This is a genomic window from Gordonia amicalis NBRC 100051 = JCM 11271, from assembly GCF_000332995.1.
Lineage (GTDB): Bacteria > Actinomycetota > Actinomycetes > Mycobacteriales > Mycobacteriaceae > Gordonia > Gordonia amicalis.
In genome coordinates this window covers 38825-57145 of the sequence record NZ_BANS01000041.1, presented here as the reverse complement: position 1 = coordinate 57145, position 18321 = coordinate 38825, and the positions used below count along the sequence as shown (strand labels likewise).

General features: G+C 68.3%; 16 protein-coding genes. 9 read left to right on the top strand and 7 right to left on the bottom strand.

Annotation, left to right across the window (positions count from 1 at the left end; all coding sequences use genetic code 11):
• Positions 1 to 159: 159 nt before the first annotated feature.
• From GOAMI_RS18395 to dinB, 3 genes are all read right to left on the bottom strand, one after another.
• On the bottom strand, positions 160 to 909 hold the full coding sequence (locus GOAMI_RS18395; RefSeq protein ID WP_006438091.1) for a DUF429 domain-containing protein: 750 nt from the start codon (positions 907 to 909) through the stop codon (positions 160 to 162).
• Positions 910 to 911: 2 nt separating this feature from the next.
• On the bottom strand, positions 912 to 2213 hold the full coding sequence (locus tag GOAMI_RS18390; protein WP_006438090.1) for a TrpB-like pyridoxal phosphate-dependent enzyme: 1302 nt from the start codon (positions 2211 to 2213) through the stop codon (positions 912 to 914).
• 148 nt (positions 2214 to 2361) lie between these two features.
• The gene (gene dinB / locus GOAMI_RS18385) at positions 2362 to 3570 is read right to left on the bottom strand and encodes a DNA polymerase IV (protein WP_006438089.1); all 1209 of its coding nucleotides are present in this window, start codon (positions 3568 to 3570) and stop codon (positions 2362 to 2364) included.
• Between the two features lie 118 nt (positions 3571 to 3688).
• On the opposite strand from dinB, the gene GOAMI_RS23595 reads away from it, so the two are divergent.
• The 4 genes from GOAMI_RS23595 (at position 3689) to ilvD (ending at position 8638) form a co-directional block, all read left to right on the top strand.
• Entirely contained in the window at positions 3689 to 4345 is a 657-nt protein-coding gene (locus tag GOAMI_RS23595; protein ID WP_006438088.1) for an MFS transporter, read from the top strand.
• A gap of 25 nt (positions 4346 to 4370) precedes the next feature.
• Complete coding sequence (locus GOAMI_RS23590) at positions 4371 to 5177, top strand: MFS transporter (protein WP_006438087.1); 807 nt, start codon at positions 4371 to 4373, stop codon at positions 5175 to 5177.
• A gap of 142 nt (positions 5178 to 5319) precedes the next feature.
• Entirely contained in the window at positions 5320 to 6828 is a 1509-nt protein-coding gene (locus GOAMI_RS18375; RefSeq protein WP_006438086.1) for an acyl-CoA synthetase, read from the top strand.
• A 94-nt stretch (positions 6829 to 6922) separates the two neighbouring features.
• A complete protein-coding gene (gene ilvD, locus GOAMI_RS18370; RefSeq protein WP_040004971.1) occupies positions 6923 to 8638 on the top strand; it encodes a dihydroxy-acid dehydratase in 1716 nt (571 codons plus the stop codon).
• Positions 8639 to 8675: 37 nt separating this feature from the next.
• Here ilvD and GOAMI_RS18365 read toward each other — a convergent pair whose 3' ends face one another.
• Entirely contained in the window at positions 8676 to 9098 is a 423-nt protein-coding gene (locus GOAMI_RS18365; protein ID WP_006438084.1) for an organic hydroperoxide resistance protein, read from the bottom strand.
• Positions 9099 to 9140: 42 nt separating this feature from the next.
• Entirely contained in the window at positions 9141 to 9587 is a 447-nt protein-coding gene (locus GOAMI_RS18360) for a MarR family winged helix-turn-helix transcriptional regulator (protein ID WP_006438083.1), read from the bottom strand.
• A gap of 143 nt (positions 9588 to 9730) precedes the next feature.
• Here GOAMI_RS18360 and GOAMI_RS18355 point away from each other — a divergent pair, with 143 nt between their 5' ends.
• The 3 genes from GOAMI_RS18355 to GOAMI_RS18345 are packed head-to-tail and all read left to right on the top strand — an operon-like array spanning position 9731 to position 13147.
• Positions 9731 to 11566, top strand: a complete 1836-nt coding sequence (locus tag GOAMI_RS18355; protein ID WP_006438082.1) for a hypothetical protein — start codon at positions 9731 to 9733, stop codon at positions 11564 to 11566.
• Positions 11563 to 11808, top strand: coding sequence for a hypothetical protein (locus GOAMI_RS18350; protein WP_006438081.1), 246 nt, complete (start codon positions 11563 to 11565; stop codon positions 11806 to 11808). Before GOAMI_RS18355 ends, GOAMI_RS18350 begins: the two co-directional genes overlap by 4 nt.
• On the top strand, positions 11783 to 13147 hold the full coding sequence (locus tag GOAMI_RS18345; RefSeq protein WP_006438080.1) for a hypothetical protein: 1365 nt from the start codon (positions 11783 to 11785) through the stop codon (positions 13145 to 13147). The genes GOAMI_RS18350 and GOAMI_RS18345 overlap by 26 nt, the downstream gene beginning before the upstream one ends.
• A 97-nt stretch (positions 13148 to 13244) precedes the next feature.
• Here GOAMI_RS18345 and GOAMI_RS18340 read toward each other — a convergent pair whose 3' ends face one another.
• Entirely contained in the window at positions 13245 to 13838 is a 594-nt protein-coding gene (locus GOAMI_RS18340) for a class I SAM-dependent methyltransferase (protein ID WP_040004968.1), read from the bottom strand.
• A gap of 42 nt (positions 13839 to 13880) precedes the next feature.
• A complete protein-coding gene (locus tag GOAMI_RS18335; protein WP_040004965.1) occupies positions 13881 to 15044 on the bottom strand; it encodes a MalY/PatB family protein in 1164 nt (387 codons plus the stop codon).
• A 330-nt stretch (positions 15045 to 15374) separates the two neighbouring features.
• On the opposite strand from GOAMI_RS18335, the gene GOAMI_RS18330 reads away from it, so the two are divergent.
• Positions 15375 to 16166 carry an LLM class F420-dependent oxidoreductase gene (locus tag GOAMI_RS18330; RefSeq protein WP_006438077.1) on the top strand — a complete coding sequence of 264 codons (792 nt, stop codon included), beginning with the start codon at positions 15375 to 15377 and terminating at the stop codon, positions 16164 to 16166.
• 168 nt (positions 16167 to 16334) lie between these two features.
• Complete coding sequence (locus GOAMI_RS18325) at positions 16335 to 18305, top strand: TPM domain-containing protein (RefSeq protein ID WP_376740334.1); 1971 nt, start codon at positions 16335 to 16337, stop codon at positions 18303 to 18305.
• Positions 18306 to 18321: the final 16 nt, after the last annotated feature.

Here is an 18321-nt window from a genome sequence, read left to right as displayed (position 1 = left end):
TAGCAGGACACGGCTCGCCGCAGGCTCCTCGCCTACTCAACCAGCAGGACACGGCTCGCCGCAGGCTCCTCGCCTACTCAACCAGCAGGACACGGCTCGCCGCAGGCTCCTCGCCTACTCAACCGGTGGGGCACGGCTCGCCGCAAGCTCCTCGCCTACTCAACCAGCGGCGATGAGTCCGCCCAGATCGCCGTCGGGCACATGAATCCAGCCCTCCCGCGACGCAACCGCACGGTCTTCCGCGGATGGCGGCGTTGTCCGCCCCAGCGCTGCGGCGCGGGCGATCAGCGCGGTGATGACGGCGTCGAAGGCGTCGTCGTCACGACCCATGAGGTCTGCGTGAGCGGCCGGTTCCAGCCACGGCGCCGTCGTCCGTAGCGCATCGACGAGCTCGGTCAACACGGTCCGGTTGGCGGCGCGTTTGTAGCCCCGTGAGATGAGTCCCCAGCGTTTGAGTGCTCCGGCCGGGTAGGCCTCGACCGCCCAGCCGTCGACGCGGTCCCGGACACCGAGATCGGCGAGGAGGCCCGCACAGCGGAAGGCGACATGGGCGATCTGGTCGGCGGACACGCTGAGGGGTCGGCCCAGCCCCGACTCGGCGATCCAGAGGTCGGTACGACGCAGCGCCAGCGGACGTCGATTCGCGATCTCGTCGAGCCGACGGCCTGGTTGCGACTCTTGGTGATGATGTGCGACAACGAATTCCACGAAGTCATCCGGCCAGCCGAAGGGTGAATCGATCCCGATGCGGGTCGCACCGTCGACGAGGCGTCGGATCTCGGCGTCGTCGGCCCCGACGACCAATTCGGTCAGTTCGGCTCGATCGTCGAACCAGTCGAGGACCGCGACCGCGGTCTTGGCCGGCGATGCGGACAGGTCGACACCGACCGTCCGCATCGCCGGGGTCATGCTCAGAATTTGCCGTCGAGGAATTCCGCGTAGGCGGGCAGATCGAGCTGGCCGTGGCCCGACAGGCCGATGACCACGACCTCTTCCTTGTCACGGTCGGCGACGTGGGCGGCACACGCGGCGATGGCATGTGTCGACTCCGGGGCCGGGACGATGCCCTGCGTCCGCGCGAACTGCACGCCCGCGCTGAACGCATCGTGCTGGGTGATCGCAACGCCCTGAACGAGTCCGAGCTCGACCGTGTGGCTCAGCGCCGGCGCCATGCCGTGGTAGCGCAGACCACCAGCATGGATCGGATCCGGAACGAAATCCATTCCGAGCGTATGCATCTTGAGCAGCGGTGTGAGACCGGCGACATCGCCGTGGTCGTAGCGGTACTCACCCTGGGTGATGGACGGGCAAGCGGCCGGCTCGGCCGCGACCACGCGCGGGTTCGACCGTCCGTGCAGCTTCTCCCGCAGGAACGGGAAGGAGAGTCCCGCGAGATTGGAACCTCCACCGGCACAACCGAAGACGATGTCGGCTCCGCCGGGTTCGACGGCGTTGAGCTGATCGACGGCCTCCACGCCGATGACGCTCTGGTGCAGCACGACGTGGTTGAGCACGCTGCCGAGTGCGTAGCGGGTGTCCGGGTGGGAAGCGGCGACCTCGACCGCCTCACTGACCGCCATACCGAGGCTTCCGGTGGTGTCCGGGTCCTTGGCGAGCATCGCCCGTCCCGACTCGGTCAGGTCCGAGGGGCTCGGGTGGATCGTGCCGCCGTAGGTGCGGATCAGGAAGCCGCGATACGGCTTCGAGCTGTACGAGGCGCGCACCTGCCAGACCTCGACGTCGATACCGAACTGCGCACCAGCGAAGGCGAGCGCGCTACCCCACTGCCCGGCGCCGGTCTCGGTCGTCAGCTTGGTGACGCCGTCGAGGCTGTTGTAATAGGCCTGCGCGACAGCGGAATTAGTCTTGTGGCTGCCGACGGGGCTGACCCCCTCGTACTTGACGTAGATGCGCGCCTTGGTGTTGAGCGCCTCCTCGAAGCGACGGGCGCGGATCAGCGGCGACGGACGCCACATCTGATAGATCTCGCGGACCGGTTCGGGGATCTCGATGTAGGCCTCGGAGGAGACCTCTTGCGCGATGAGTCCGCTGGGGAACAGCGCGGCGAGGTCCTCGGGACCCACCGGCTCCTTGGTGCCGGGATGCAGGTGCGGGGGAATCGGTGTCTCGAGCTCGGCGGCGAGGTTGTACCAGTGCGTCGGCACACCGATCGTCACCAGATCGGGATTGGTGGCGTCTACTTGCGTGGTCATGGTCGTCCACTCTAGTGCGCGCGGCCTGTGACGTACCCCGGCCGTGGCATTCTCAGGTCACGATTTGGGGGGTCGATGGTCCTGGCGAGGACGGCGTCGGCGATCGGCAGAAGAAATGGGGATATGCCGCGCATTTTCTACAAGATCCCTAATCGGGGAGCATGGGGGCGTCGTCGCCGTGGTGACGGCCGATCAGTACGGCGCGGGTGACCGAATCCCGGCCGAACCGGTCGCGCAGAAGATCCATCGTGGTGTCGAGCTGTTCGGCATGATCGGTGTCGAACGGCAGGGTCAGCTGGATGTTGTCGTGGTCGTCGAGGTTGGTCAGAGACAACCCGACGAGAGTGCAGCCGCGCTCCCGGATGATCGGCATGGCGTCGGCGAGGAGGCCACGCGCCGACGCCATGATGATGTCGGTGCGGTCGGTGGCCTCGGGGAGGGTACGTGAGCGGGTCGCGCGGGCGAAGTCGTCGAAACGCAGCCGCAGAACGACTGTGCGACAGACCCTTTCGGCGGTCCGCAACCGCTTGCCGAGACGTTCGACGATTGCCACGATGGTCGCCTCGAGGTCGGCCTCGGACTTGGGCCGACGCCCGAGTGCGCGTTGTGAACCGATCGAGGACCGGCGCTTACCGGTCTCGACCCGACGCGGGTCCTGCGCCATCGAGAGGGCGAACAGGTGCCGGCCCGCGCCCGATCCGACGACCGCGCGTAGCGATCGCTCGCCCATCGCGGCCAGCTGACCGACGGTCTCGACTCCGGCGTCGTGCAGCTTGGACTCCGTCACCGGCCCGACGCCCCACAGCCGACGCACCGGCAGGGGATGGAGAAACTCGAGCTCGGTGCCGGGCGCGACGATCAGCAGACCGTCGGGCTTGCCGACGGCGCTCGCCACCTTCGCCAGGAACTTGCTGCGCGCACCCCCGACGGTGATCGGCAGGCCGACCTCCTCACGCACTCGAACCCGGATCGTCGAGGCGATGTCGTGCGGGGTCCCGCTGATCCGGCCCAGGCCGCCGACGTCGAGGAATGCCTCGTCGACCGAGATGCCCTCGACCACCGGAGTGGTGTCGTGGAAGATGTCGAAGACCTCGCGGCTGGCTTCCATGTAGGCGTCGAACCGGGGCCGGACCACCACGGCATCGGGGCAGAGGGCGCGCGCCTCGTGACCGGGCATCGGCGACCGCACTCCCCTGGCCTTGGCCTCGTAGCTCGCGGCCAGCACAACTCCTCCGCCCACCAGCACGGGGCGTCCCCGCAGGGTCGGGTCGTCCCGTTGCTCGACCGATGCGTAGAAGGAGTCGAGATCCGCGTGCAGGATCGTTGCCTCCTGCCGCTCCCTCCGCTCGATCCGCATAGAACATATGTTCGCATACCGCGGTGACAGCCGGTAGACGACGCTTGACTTCAAGTGAACTTGAACTTGAACGCTGGGTCGCATGCCATCGAACCCGGTAGAAGGAGCGGCCTGACCCATGGATGCGCTCGCGAAGAAGGTCGCCTCGGTCCTCGCCCTCGGAACCCTCATGGTGATGCTCGACCTGACCGTCACCGTCGTGGCCATCCCGCGCCTGGCCGAGTCCTTCGACTCCCCGCTCTCGACCGTCCAGTGGACCACCACGGCGTACACGCTCGCGCTCGTCGCGGTGATGCCGACCTCCGCCGGGACCATCCGGCGGTTCGGCGCGAAACGGGTCTACGTCACCGCCCTCACCACCTTCGTCGTGGGCTCGGCCCTCGCCGGTCTCGCCTGGAACATCCAGAGCCTCATCCTGTTCCGTGCGGTTCAGGGTTTCGGCGGCGGTTTCCTCCAGCCGGTCGGCATGACGATCGCGCTGGGCCTGGTCGACGAACGGCACCGCGGGCAACTCATGGGCTGGCTCGGCATCCCGCTGCTCGTCGGTCCGGTGTTGGGACCGACGACGGGCGGACTGCTCGTCGACCACGTGGGCTGGCGATCGCTGTTCCTCCTCAATCCCGGTCGGCGCGGTCGCAATCGGTCTGGCCCTCAAGCTCTTTCCGCGCTCTGTCGGCGCCGCGACGGAGACCCTGGACTGGTCGGCGCTGCTCTGCCTCGCACCGGGAGTCGCCCTGCTGGTCTTCGGCCTCGCTCAGGCCGGCGACGCCGGTGAACCGTTCGACGCCGGTGTTCCAGCGGTGATCGGGCTCGGTCTGCTCATCCTGTTCGTTCTCCGAACACTGCGCTCGCGCCGACCGTTGCTCGATCTGAGACTGCTGCGCAAGCGATCTCTGGCCACCGGCTCGGGTGCGATGCTGCTGGTCGCGGGTGCCTACTTCGGGTCGATGATGATCGGGCCCATCTACATCCAGGCCGTACGTGGGGACAGTGCCACCACCGCCGGGATGATCATGATCCCCCAGGGCCTCACCACCGGGGTGGTCGCGCAGACCGCGAGCCGACTCGTCGACCGAACCGACCCACGCCGTGTCGTCTGGTTCGGGATCAGCGCCACCATCGTCGCGACGACGCTCATGACCATCGTCCTCGACCACGACACCCCGTACCCCGTTCTCATCGGCATCGGCATCGTCATGGGCCTGGGGATCGGTTCGACGTTCATGCCCCTGATGACAGCGGCACTGCGCGGTGTCGACGGTCCGGACACCGGGCCGAGCACCACGATCCTGACCACCGGGAACCAGTTCGCGAGTGCGATCGGAGCTGCGCTCGCCGCCACGATCCTCACGTCCCTGTTCAACTCGCGGTCGGCCGTGCTGGACGGTGGCGGGATGACAGGCGTCCAGCGACTCTCGCCGGACCAACGCGCCGTCGCCGCCCCGCATCTCGCGAGCGCGGTCGCCGACACCTACCTGCTGACACTCGGCCTGCTGGTGGCGTCGATGATCGTCGCGCTGTGGCTTCCCCGGGCCGTCGAGCCGAGCACGGTTTCCCGGACTGCCGTCGACGACGACCTGGAGCATCCACTGGACGCGTCCAGGTAGTTCACCAGGTGGCGCGCCCGTCACCTCGCCGGGCGCGGTACCTACGATTTTGCCGTGCGCCACGTTGCTCACATGGATCGCCGACGCCGAGCACCGGGGTCCCTGCAGGCGCAACCCACCCAACAGTCATCCTGATGATGTGATGACCCCCACTTCGAACACCGTCGACGGAGTGCTGCGCCGCACTGCCGCGAGATTCCCCGACCGCGCCGCCCTCCATTTCGGCGACGACACCCTGACCTACCGCGAACTCGACGACGCGGTGACCCGCGCCGCCGCGCACCTCCTCTCCCTCGGCCTGGCCAAGGGTGATCGCGTGGCCGGCTACGGCACCAACTCGCACGCCTACGTCATCGGCTACCTCGCCGCGGCGCGTGCCGGACTCGTGCACGTGCCGATCAACTACGCGTTGCGTGGCGGTGAGCTGAGCTACCTCCTCGAGCAGTCCGGTGCGCGGGCCGTGCTCGTCGACCCGGGTCTCACCGACAATCTCGACGCCGTGATCGACGTCGTGCCAGCCGAGTTCGTGCTCCCCCTGCGCGACGCCGATGATTCGCTGATCGCCATCGCCACCGCGGGAGACGTGCCCGCACTGGACGTCGCGGTGGAGGACACCGACCTGGTCCAGTTCCTCTACACCTCGGGCACGACGTCGAAACCCAAGGGCGCCATGATGACCCACCGCGCGCTCATCCACGAGTACACCTCGTCGATCATCGCCCTGGATATCGACTCCGACGACAACCCGCTGATCTGCATGCCGCTCTACCACTCGGCGGGAATGCACGTCTTCATGGTTCCGTACCTGGCGGTGGGCGCCACGGTCCGGCTGATGCCGGCACCGGACATCCCCGAGATCCTGCGCCTCGTCGAGGAATACCAGATCGGTTCGCTGTTCCTGGCACCGACGGTGTGGGGGCCGCTGGCCGCGCATCCCGACCTCGAGACCCGCGACCTGTCGTCGTTGCGGAAGGCGCAGTACGGCGCGTCGATCATGCCGGTCACCGTCCTGCAGCGCCTCCGCGAGCGCTACCCCGATCTGGGCTTCTACAACTGCTTCGGTCAGTCCGAGATCGGTCCGCTGGCAACGGTTCTCCGCCCCGAGGAGCACGACGCCCGACCCGCCTCGTGCGGCCGGCCGGTGTTCTTCGTCGAGACCCGCGTCGTCGACGCCGACGGCAACGACGTGCCCGTCGGTGAGCCGGGTGAGATCCTGTACCGCTCACCGCAGCTGTGCCAGGGCTACTGGGACAACCCGACCGCGACCGACGAGGCCTTCCGCGGCGGCTGGTTCCACTCCGGTGACCTCGTCACACGCGACGAGGAGGGTTACGTCACCGTCGTCGACCGCATCAAGGACGTCATCAACACCGGTGGCATCCTCGTCGCCTCACGCGAGGTCGAGGACGCGATCTACACCCACGACGCGGTGGCCGAGGTCGCGGTGATCGGCACCCCGGACGACAAGTGGATCGAGGCGATCACCGCAGTCGTCGTACTGCGCGCCGAGGCGACGGTCACCGAGGCCGAGCTGATCGACCACGTCAAGCAGCAGCTCGCGCCGTTCAAGGTCCCGAAGCTGGTGAAGTTCGTCGAGGAACTGCCGCGCAACCAGAGCGGCAAGCTGCTCAAGCGGGAGCTGCGCGCCTAGAGATCCGCCGTTCGACCAGATCAGGTTGCGTTTGTGCCCGCACTCCGGGATCAAACGCAACCTGATCACTTTCGCGGGCCACTACGGTGGGTTCATGACCAACCGAACAGAGACGGGCGTCGAAGCCGACATCAAGCCGCGTAGTCGCGACGTCACGGACGGCCTGGAGAAGACCGCCGCCCGCGGCATGCTCCGCGCGGTGGGCATGGGCGACGACGACTGGGCGAAACCCCAGATCGGAGTGGGGTCGTCGTGGAACGAGATCACCCCGTGCAACCTCTCGCTCGACCGGCTGGCCAAGGCCGTCAAGGACGGCGTCCACGAGGGCGGCGGTTATCCCCTCGAATTCGGCACCATCTCGGTCTCCGACGGCATCTCGATGGGTCACGAGGGCATGCACTTCTCGTTGGTCTCCCGCGAGGTGATCGCCGACAGCGTGGAAACCGTGATGAGTGCCGAACGGCTCGACGGTTCGGTGCTGCTCGCCGGCTGCGACAAGTCCCTACCCGGCATGCTCATGGCCGCCGCCCGGCTCGATCTCGCGTCGGTGTTCCTCTACGCCGGGTCGACGCTGCCCGGATACGCCACGCTGTCCGACGGTGAAGAACGTCAGGTCACCATCATCGACGCCTTCGAGGCCGTGGGCGCATGCGCCCGCGGGCTCATGAGCCGCGAGGACGTCGACACCATCGAACGCGCCATCTGCCCGGGCGAGGGTGCCTGCGGCGGCATGTACACGGCCAACACGATGGCCAGCGCCGCCGAGGCACTCGGGATGTCCCTACCCGGCAGCGCTGCTCCCCCGGCTCCGGACAAGCGACGGGACCAGTTCGCCCGGCAGAGCGGAGTGGCCGTCGTCGAGATGCTGCGCCGCGGCATCACCGCGCGCGACATCATGACCCGCGAGGCCTTCGAGAACGCGATCGCCGTCGTTATGGCGTTCGGCGGGTCCACCAACGCGGTGCTCCACCTGCTCGCCATCGCCAACGAGGCCGAGGTCGAGTTGTCCCTCGACGACTTCATCCGCGTGGGCGCCCGCGTCCCTCACCTCGCCGACGTCAAACCGTTCGGCCGGCACGTGATGACCGACGTCGATCGCATCGGTGGTGTGCCGGTGGTGATGAAGGCCCTCCTCGACGCCGGGCTGCTGCACGGCGACTGCCTGACGGTGACCGGCAAGACGGTCGCGGAGAACCTCGCGCACATCGCCCCGCCCGACCCCGACGGACAGGTCCTGCGCGCCACGAAGTCCCCCATCCACCCGACCGGCGGCATCACCATCCTCAAGGGATCGCTGGCTCCGGAAGGCGCCGTGGTGAAGTCGGCGGGCTTCGACTCCGACGTATTCGAGGGCACCGCACGGGTTTTCGACCGCGAGCGCGCCGCCATGGACGCACTCGAGGACGGCACGATCACCGCCGGCGACGTCGTAGTCATCCGCTACGAAGGCCCGAAGGGCGGACCGGGGATGCGCGAGATGCTGGCCATCACCGGCGCCATCAAGGGCGCGGGCCTCGGCAAGGACGTGCTCCTGATGACCGACGGCCGGTTCTCCGGAGGCACCACCGGGCTGTGCGTGGGCCACGTCGCGCCGGAGGCCGTCGACGGTGGCCCGATCGCCCTGGTCCGCGACGGGGATCGCATCCGCCTCGACGTGGGCCGCGGCCTCCTCGACCTACTCGTCGACGACGCCGAACTCGAGGCTCGCGCAAAGGAGTTCACTCCCCTGCCGCCGCGGTACACGCGTGGCGTCCTGGCGAAGTACTCGAAGCTGGTCACGTCCGCTTCGCAGGGAGCCGTCTGCCGCTGACGGCCCCCTGCAGAGCTGCTCTCCCAGGAAGGGTCGGTCAGTCGTCGACGACGACGACGTTGACGTCGATGTTGCCGCGGGTGGCGTTGGAGTAGGGGCAGACCTGGTGCGCACGGTCGGCGAGAGCCTGCGCCTGGTCCTGGGGAAGGTCGGGGATGACGACCTCGAGAGTGACAGCGAGCTGGAAGCCGCCCTGCTCGTCGGTGCCGATGCCGACCTTGGCCCCGACGCTCGAATCGCCCAGCGTGGCCTTGGCCTCGCGCGCCACCGCCTGCAGGGCGGAGTGGAAGCAGGCGGCGTAACCCGCGGCGAAGAGCAGCTCGGGGTTGGCGGCACCGCCGGCACCACCCATCTCGCGCGGAATGGCGAGGTCGGTGTCGACGAAGCCGTCGGTGGTGCGGACGTGGCCGTTGCGCCCCGCGCCGGTGGCCAGGGCTTCTGCGGTGTAGAGGGTGTTCATGATTGTCTCCTTCAACTGGTTGGGGATGACTTGCCTCTTTGATCAGTTACGCGGCAGCCGGCCGCGCGCCTGATCGGTGACCTTGTGCGCCAGCGCATGCAGGGTCGACGCCTCGTCGTAGGTGAGGTCCAGGTTGTCCACCAGGCACCCTTGGATCCGGCCGCCCTGGCTACGCAGCGCATCCCCTTCCCGGGTCAGGTGGACATGAACCACGCGGGCATCCTCGGCCGAATGTTCGCGGTCGATGTACCCGGCCCGCTTGAGACGACGTAGTAGCGGCGACAACGTGCCGCTGTCGAGCTGGAGCCGCTCGCCCAGTTCCCGCACGGTGAGCCCGTCCTGTTCCCAGAGGGCGAGCAGAACGAGGTACTGGGGAAACGTGAGCCCGAACTCGGACAGCACCTCTCGGTAGAGGCCGGTGACAGCCCGGGTTGCGGCATACAGCGAGAAACAGAGCTGTCGGTCGAGGGGCTCCGGATTGGTGGGCACGTTCCAGAACAGTAGTGCACCACTTAATTGTGCACAACTTATTTTCCGCCTGCGCGTCGTGGCGACATCGCCCGTCCATGTCCCAAGGTCGCAGTTTGACCGACCGCCTCCCGGGACATGAACAAGATGTGCATACTTCGTCCATGACAACAAGCGATGTCACGTCACTCCATCTCGCCGCCGAGGGCGGCGGTGCGGCGCTCGACCAGGTGTTCCTGATGTCCGCGGCGGCCGCAGTCGTGTCGATCGGACTGCTCTGGATCGGATACCTACACCGCATGCGCAAGATCACGTGGCTGACCACCCTCGCCGACTGGGCGGCGCGCCGCGTCAACCGACCCCCGTGGGCGGCGCTGCCGATCTTCCTGTTCACCAGCACGATCATCTGCGCACTGTTCGGCTTCCTCTGGGATGTCAGCCTGCACATCGGTGACGGCCGCGACGAGGGACCGCTCGCCAACCCGGCGCATTACTTCATCCTGGTGGGCCTGTTCCTCCTGTTCATCTCCGGCATGTTGTCGGTCTTCCTGCCCTTCGACAAGCCCGGCCGCGCCGCCGTCCGGATCACCCGTCACTGGTACGCGCCGGTCGGTGGAATCCTGTTGGCGGGCTGTGGCTTCTACGCCTTGCTGGGGTTCCCGCTGGACGACGTCTGGCATCGCATCTTCGGTCAGGACGTCACGCTCTGGGGTCCGACGCACCTGATGCTGATCGGGGGCGCGGGACTGTCGCTCATCGCGGTCGTCATCCTCGACCGCGAGGGCAGGGCCGCAATGGGTCCCGACCTCCCGCCGGACGGGCGCGGGCAGTGGCTGGTCCGGTGCCTGGCGTTCGGTGGCCTCGTGATCGGCATGTCGGTCTTCCAGATCGAGTACGACTTCGGTGTCGAGCAGTTCCGCCTCGTGCTGCAGCCGATGATGATCGCCGGTGCCGGTGCATTCGCTCTGGTCGCCGCCCGGATCAGTCTCGGCCCGGGCAGCGCGCTCGTCGCAGCGGTGTTCGCGATCCTGCTCCGCGGCGTGGTCGCGGTCGTCGTCGGGCCCGCGCTCGGTGCCCCGATCAACGTCTTCCCCCTCTACCTGGGCGCGGCCGTGGTCATCGAGTTACTCGCGCTGACGCCGCTGTTCAAACGCCGCGTACTCTTCGGCGCGGTGGCGGGCCTCGGCGTGGCGACGGTCGGACTGTGGATCGAATCCTGGTGGATCGCCGCGGCATACCCGTTCCCCTGGGTCACCGGCATGTGGGGCGAAGCGCTGGCGATGGCCGTCCCGGTCGGCGTGGTGGCCGGTCTGTGCGGCGGTCTGCTGGGCACCGTCTCGGTCGGTGAGCGACTGCCGCGGCGCTGGATCAGCATCACCGCCGTCGTGCTCTCGGTGGTGGTGATCGGCGGGGCGGTCGCGAACGGCCTGCGGGTCTCCGTACCCGCGGACATGACCGCACGGGTCGTCCTGACCCCCGCCGGACCGAACGATGCCGCCGAGCAGAACGTCACGGCCGAAGTGTTCCTCGATCCGGCCGACGCGGTCAGCGGTGACCCGGAGTGGGTGGCGCTGATGTCCTGGCAGGGCGGGGTCGACAACGATCGCGGCATCGTCATCGACCGGCTCGAGCGGGTGGGCCCCAACCAGTTCCGGTCCACCGAACCGATCCCGGTGTCGGGGTCGTGGAAGACCATCCTGCGTGTGCAGGACGGCACCACCATGGCCGGTGTGCCGGTGTATCTGCCGGCGGACCCCGCGATCGGTGCGGAGGGTGAGCCGGCCCAGCAGACGTCGACGAAACCGTTCGTCGCGGAGATCTCGATCCTCCAGCGCGAGCGCACCTTCGACTATCCGTCGTGGCTGTTCGGCGCCGCAGCCGTGGTGGTGCTGGTCTGTTCACTGTTGCTCATCGCGGCATTGTCGTGGGGAGCCGGCCGGGTCAACTCCCGTGAGGCGACCACGGGCGCGCGGCAACCCGAATTACAGCCACAACAATGATCGCCGCCGCACCCGAGGTGGAGGTCCACCACCTCGCCACGCATCCCCTGATACTGGCGCTGCCCGCGGTGATCCCCGCGTTCATCCTGGTGGGCGTCATCATCGCGATCGCGATCGCCGATCGTCGTCGAGGATATGACGACGAGGAACCCACCGAGGATTCCACCGGAGATCGCACCGAGAACCCCACCGACGCACCGACCCGGAACGAGGCCGATGACCCCGACCGCGAGGCCGACTGAGACTCTGCTCGCCCACGGGCTGGGCGGCTCGGAGTTTCTGCCCGTCCCGCTGACCGCGGTCCTGATCGGCGGTGCGTGGGCGCTGACCATCTCCTTCGCGGTGATCGCCTTCGCCTGGCGCACAGCGCGATACGGGCGAGCCGACGCCGGGCGCGAGCTCCCCGGGTGGGTGACCTCGACCGTCGACAACCGATGGGTTCGTGGGGTGCTCGCCGGTGCCGCACTGATACTCACCGTGTGCCTGGTGGTGGCCGCGTTCGGGCCGTCCCACGACAACCCCCTGCCGGGCTCGTTCTACGTACTGCTGTGGGTGGGCATGATCGTGCTGTCGGTGCTGATCGGCCCGGTGTGGCGACTGCTGTCACCGATCCGCACCGTGCTGCGGATCGCGCGCGGGATCTTCGGGCCCCGGGTCGTCGGCCTGACGGACTATCCCCGACGCCTCGGCTGGTGGCCGGCTGCGTTCGGCCTGTTCGCCTTCGTGTGGCTCGAACTGGCCTCCCCGGAACCGAATTCGGTTTCGTCGGTGCGGATCTGGCTGCTCTGCTATCTCGCGATCACCCTCGTGGGCGGCATCATCTGCGGGCTTCGCTGGACCGAGGATGCCGATCCGTTCGCGGTCTACAGCACGGTCGCCTCCCGCCTCTCCCCGTTCGCGAAGAACACCGACGGTCGCGTGATCGTGCGCAGTCCGATGAACTCGCTGACCACCCTGCCGATCCGGCCCGGCACCGTCACCGTGCTCGCAATCCTGCTCGGGTCCACCGCATTCGACAGCTTCTCGGCCTTCCCCCAGTGGCAGGACTTCGTCGCCGAGCAGGCCGGTGGCGACGGAGCCACCGGCAACCAGGCGATCGCCACCCTGGTCTCGACCGCCGGACTACTGGTGTTCGTCGGCGTTGTCGCGGTGACGTTCTGGTCGGCGGCACGCGCCGTCGGCGGTGTGCAACAACCCGATCTGCGCCGTCGGCTGCCGGGCCTGATGGCGCACTCACTCGTCCCGATCGTCATCGGCTACATCCTCGCCCACTATCTGCAGTCGCTCGTCGAGCAGGGACAGGAAGCCATCCTGGCCCTGGGCGATCCGCTGGGCCGGGGCTGGAACCTGTTGTGGCTCAGCGATGCCCACCCGGTGTACATCATGTCGGATCACCCGACCGTCACGGTGACGCTCAAGGTCGTGTTCGTGGTCGGCGGGCACATGCTGGGAGTGGCCGCCGCGCACGACGCCTCGCTGCGGCTCCTGCCGCGACGACATCAGCTGACCGGACAGCTCACCATGATGGTGACGATGGTCTGCTACACCTTCCTCGGGCTGTATCTGCTGTTCGGCGGGTAGTCCCTGCGGCTGTCGGAGCCCCTACGGCCGTCGGACCGCTCAGGATCGCGTTGCGGTTTGTCGCGGTACACGGGACAAAACGCAACACGATCTCGCGCTACCGCGCGCTCCGTCGGGCACGGAACACGACGTCATGCGTGTGATGACCGCCGCCGGCCGCCTTACCCCGTTCGCGCGTCTCGTCGCTGATGATCTCCCACTCGTCGTCGAGAAGTGTCGCGAAACCGCCCGGCTGCACGAAATCGTCGGGATCGAAGCCGTGCGCCCGCACGCCCTCGGGCGCATGCGCGACCACCAGCAGGGATCCGCCCGGCCCGACCGCGGCGACGAGCTTGCGCGCGACGTCGATCTCCGCGACGGGGATCGGGAAATAGTGCAGCGCGACCAGCCCGTAGTCACCGCCGGGAACGGGATCGACGACGAGGTCGGCACGTGTCCACGTGATCGGCAGGTCGACGCTGATCTCCCGTGCACGGTCCAGTGCCACCTGCGAGATGTCGACGGCGGTCACCTGCCAGCCCCGTTTCGCCAGCCAGCGGGCGTCGGCGCCCTCACCCGACCCGACGTCGAGAGCGGTGCCGGGCGCCAACCCCTCGGTCTCGGTGATCAGCGCCGGATTGACGTCCGCGGTCCACAACCGCTCCGCATTGCCGTAGCGCTCGTCCCACTCGGCGGCCCGCTCGTTTCCCATTCCCGATTCATAGCACTTCACCGCGGCAGGCGCGGTTTCGAGCTATGAAACGGGCGGGTTGTCGACGACGCGGGCGATCCGCTCGATCGCCTCGGTGAGCACCTCCGGCGAGCACGCGACGTTCAGCCGCGCGAAGCCCCTGCCCGGCGAGCCGAACGCGGGGCCGTAGTGCAGCGCGACCCGGCCGTGTTCGAGGATCGGCAGGCCCGGGTTGTCGCCGAGGCCGGCGTCGCGGAAGTCGAGCCACGCCAGGTACGACGCACTCGGCCGTGTATAGCCGACAGCCGGAAGGTGCTCGGCCAGAAGCCGATCCAGGAGATCCAGGCTCTCGCCGATGACTTCCAGGGTGGCGTCGAGCCAGTCGTCGCCGTGAGCGAAGGCCGCTTCTGTCGCGGCGCGACCGAGGATGGACGTTCGATAGTGCACCTCGTCGGGCTGGCCTGCGACGATCGTTCGGGTCGTATCGGAGGTGGCGACCATCAGCGCACACTTGGCCCCGGCGAGGTTGAACGCCTTGCTCGCCGAATGCGCCGCGATGCCGACCTCGCGCGCGGTGTCGCTCACCGTCAGGAACGGGACGAACCCGACCCCGGGATGGACCAGCGGTGCGTGGATCTCGTCGCTGACCACGAGCGCACCGTACGACGCGGCGAGCTCGGCCAGCCGTTCCAGATCGGATGCGTCGTGGACGAGTCCGACGGGATTGTGCGGGTGACACAGCAGAACCGCTCGCGCACCCGACTTCAGTGCCGCCTCGATGCCGTCGAGATCCATCCGCCGGACCGGGTCGTCGAGCAACGGCACCTCGACGACGGTTCCGCCGGCCTCCGGGATGAGCTCGAAGAACGGCGGGTACACCGGCGGCATCAGGATGACGCCGTCCCCCGGGCGGATCGCCGAGCGCAGTGTCTCGACGATCACGACACTGACATCGGTGGTGAGCGCGACATCGTCCGCACCGACCTCCCAGTTCCATCGCCGATCCGCGAAACCGGCGAAAGCCGTTCCGGCACCGCCCGAGTCACCGGCATACCCGACATCCGACGCCCGGATACGGTCGATCATCGCCTCCGCGACCACAGGTGCGAGCTGGTAATCCATCTCCGCGATGAACAGCGGCAACACGTCGTCGGGATGAGTGGACCACTTGGAGCTGGTGCGGCGTCGGAGTTCCTCGAGCGACGGTGCGGCGGGTCTCGGTGTCACGCGGTCCTTGGTACCACCCTTCGAGACGCCCTCCGCAAGCTCCGGGCTCCTCAGGGAGCAAAGGGACGGCCCGCAAGCTCCGGGCTCCTCAGGGAGCAAGAGGACGGCCCGCACGCTCCGGGCTCCTCAGGGAGCAAGAGGACGGCCCACAAGCTCCGGGCTCCTCAGGGAGCAAAGGGACGGCCCACAAGCTCCGGGCTCCTCAGGGAGCAAGGGGACGGCCCACAAGCTCCGGGCTCCTCAGGGAGCAAGGGGACGGCCCACAAGCTCCGGGCTCCTCAGGGAGCAATGACATCGACGCCATCGCCGGAAGCAGGCAGACTGGTCGCCATGGCGTTTCCTCTTCGCATCGGTGTCCAGATCCAGCCCCAGCACGCTCCCGAGTACCGCCTGATCCGCGACGCGGTCCGCCGCGCCGAGGATGCGGGCGTCGACGTCGCATTCAACTGGGACCACTTCTATCCCCTCTACGGCGCTCCCGAGGGTGAGCACTTCGAGTGCTGGACGATGCTCGGTGCGTGGGCGGAACAGACCTCGCGGGTGGAGATCGGCGCGCTGGTGACCTGCAACTCCTACCGCAATCCGGAACTGCTGGCCGACATGGCCCGCACCGTCGACCACATCAGCGGCGGCCGACTCATCCTCGGTGTCGGTGGCGGGTGGTTCCAGAAGGACTACGACGAGTACGGCTACGAGTTCGGCACCGTCGGGTCGCGACTGAACGCCTTCGGCGAGGCCCTGCCGCGCATCAAGTCGCGTCTGGCCAAGCTCAATCCCGCACCCATCCGCGACATCCCGATCCTGATCGGCGGCAGCGGCGAGAAGAAGACGCTCCGCTACATCGCCGAGCACGGCAATGTCTGGCACGGGTTCAACGACCTCGAACAGTACCGCCACAAGTCGAAGGTCCTCGCCGAACACTGTGCAGCAGTGGGACGCGACCCGGAGACCATCGAACGGTCGTCGGGCCTGCAGTTCGGCGGCGACGTCGACGCGTTGCTCCGCGATGCGGACGCGCTGGCCGCCGAGGGCGTCACCCTGCTGACCGTCGGCGTGACGGGCCCCGACTACGACCTCACCGCCGTCGAGGCCCTGTGCCGGTGGCGCGACGCTCGACGCTGAGACGTGCCGGTACCGATCGAGGTCAGGGACGGACATACACTCACCCGAATGCGGCGGCTGATTGGATTCGTGATCATGCATCGGTTACCTGCGATTCGTGGTGGGTGGGGGCACGCCGTGACACGGCGCATCGCGGCAGTTCTCGGGGCCGCCGGTCTCGCGCTCGGCATGACTCTGCTGCTGACGGGCGTCGGAGCCGGCACCGCCGCCGCCGAGCCGCCCACGCGCCTGCCCACCTATGTCGTCGACTCGGCCAACGCGATCTCGCCCGCCCAGCGGTCCGAGTTGGAGGCCGCCGTCGACAAGCTGTACAACGACCACGGAATCCAGATGTGGATCGTCTACGTCCGGGACTTCGGGGGTCTGACCAGCGAGCAGTGGGCCGACCAGACCGCGGTGGCCAGTGAACTCGGTGACCACGACGCCCTTCTCGCCGTCGCCACCGAGGACCGCGCGTATCGACTGTTCGCCCCCGACAACATCGGTGGTCTGGACCAGTCGACCCTCGAGGGCATCGCGAACGACGACGTCGTGCCGCAGCTGCGCGAGGGCAACTGGGCCGACGCCGGACTCGCGGCGATCAACGGGCTCTCATCGGAACTCGATCCCAGCTACACCGGGTTCATCGCCGCCGCAGTCGTCGGCGGAGCCGTGGTGGTCAGCGGTGGCGGCGCGTATCTCTACTCGCGACGTCGCAAGCAGCGGCGGATCGAGGGCGGCCTGGAGACATTGCGCGAACAGGAACTGACCGTCGATCAGCTCGCGGAGCAGCCGCTCGACGTGCTCGATCCGTGGTCGCGTGAGGTCCTCACCGATCTCGACAACGCCGTCCGCACCAGCGAAGAAGAATTGCGCCTGGCCGTTGGAGAATTCGGCGAGACCGAGACGAGACCGTTCACCACGGCGCTCGAGCGCGCGAAAACTGCTCTTGCGCAGTCCTTCACCCTGCGGCAGCGGCTCGACGACGACGTTCCGGAAACCGACGACGAGCGCCGCTCGATGCTCGTCGAGATCATCACGTCCTGCACCGACGCCGACGGCACGCTCGACGACCAGGTCGAGGCCTTCGATGCGATGCGCAACCTCCTGATCAACGCCGACGCGCGGTTCGACGCGATCACCCAGCAGCTCATCGGCCTACGCGCCCGCCTCGACCCGGCGACGCGGCAGCTCGCCGAGCTGACCGAGAAACACGGCGAACAGACACTCGCCTCGATCCTGTCGAACGTCGAACTCGCCCGGCAGCAGATCGATTTCGCCGAGGCGACGGCCGACCAGGGTCGCGCCGCGAGTGCGGCGCCGGTCGGACAGCAGGGGCCCGCGGTCGCCGCGATCCGCTCGGCCGAGGGCTCCATCGAGCAGGCCACCGTGCTCCTCGACGCGATCGATCACGCGGACGCGAACATCGCCGCCGCCCAGTCCCGCATGCCGGCACTGATCGAGGAGGTGGAGGCCGAACTCGCCGAGGCGGCGTCACTGACCGCTGATGGCGGACCCGCGCTGGCGACTGCCACGGAAGCCGCGAAGACCGCTCTCGACGCCGGACGTACCGGCTTCGACGCCGATCCGCTGGGCACCTTCACCGCCCTGGTCGACGCCGATGCGGAACTCGACGACGCCCTCGACGCCGCGCGGGACTCCGCGGCCGAACGCACCCGCCGCGCACAGGTGTTGAGCGGGGCGCTCGAGTCGGCGTCGGCAAAGGTGACCGCGGCGTCGGACTTCATCGGCACGCGGCGCGGCGCCGTGCAGTCGACCGCCCGAACCCGGCTGGCCGAGGCGCAACGCCTCCTCCAGACCGCCCAGCAGGCCGCCGCAACCGATCCGACTGCGGCGACCACGTCGGCGCGGCGAGCCGGCGCTCTCGCCGACCAGGCGCTCATGGCCGCTCAAGGTGACGTCGTGAACTGGCAGCAGTCGCAGCAGCCGCGCTCCAACGGCACCTCGACCGCGGGTGCCGTTCTCGGTGGCATCCTCGTCGACAGCTTCCTGCGCCGCACAATCAGCGGCGGTCGCGGCGGATACCGGGGTGGATACACCGGCGGCTTCGGTGGTGGCTTCGGCAGCGGCGGACGGAGCCCGGGCTCGTTCGGCGGCTCCGGGTCGTCGGGACGCATCGGTACCGGCGGGCGGTTCTAGCAGTCTCGACACGCCT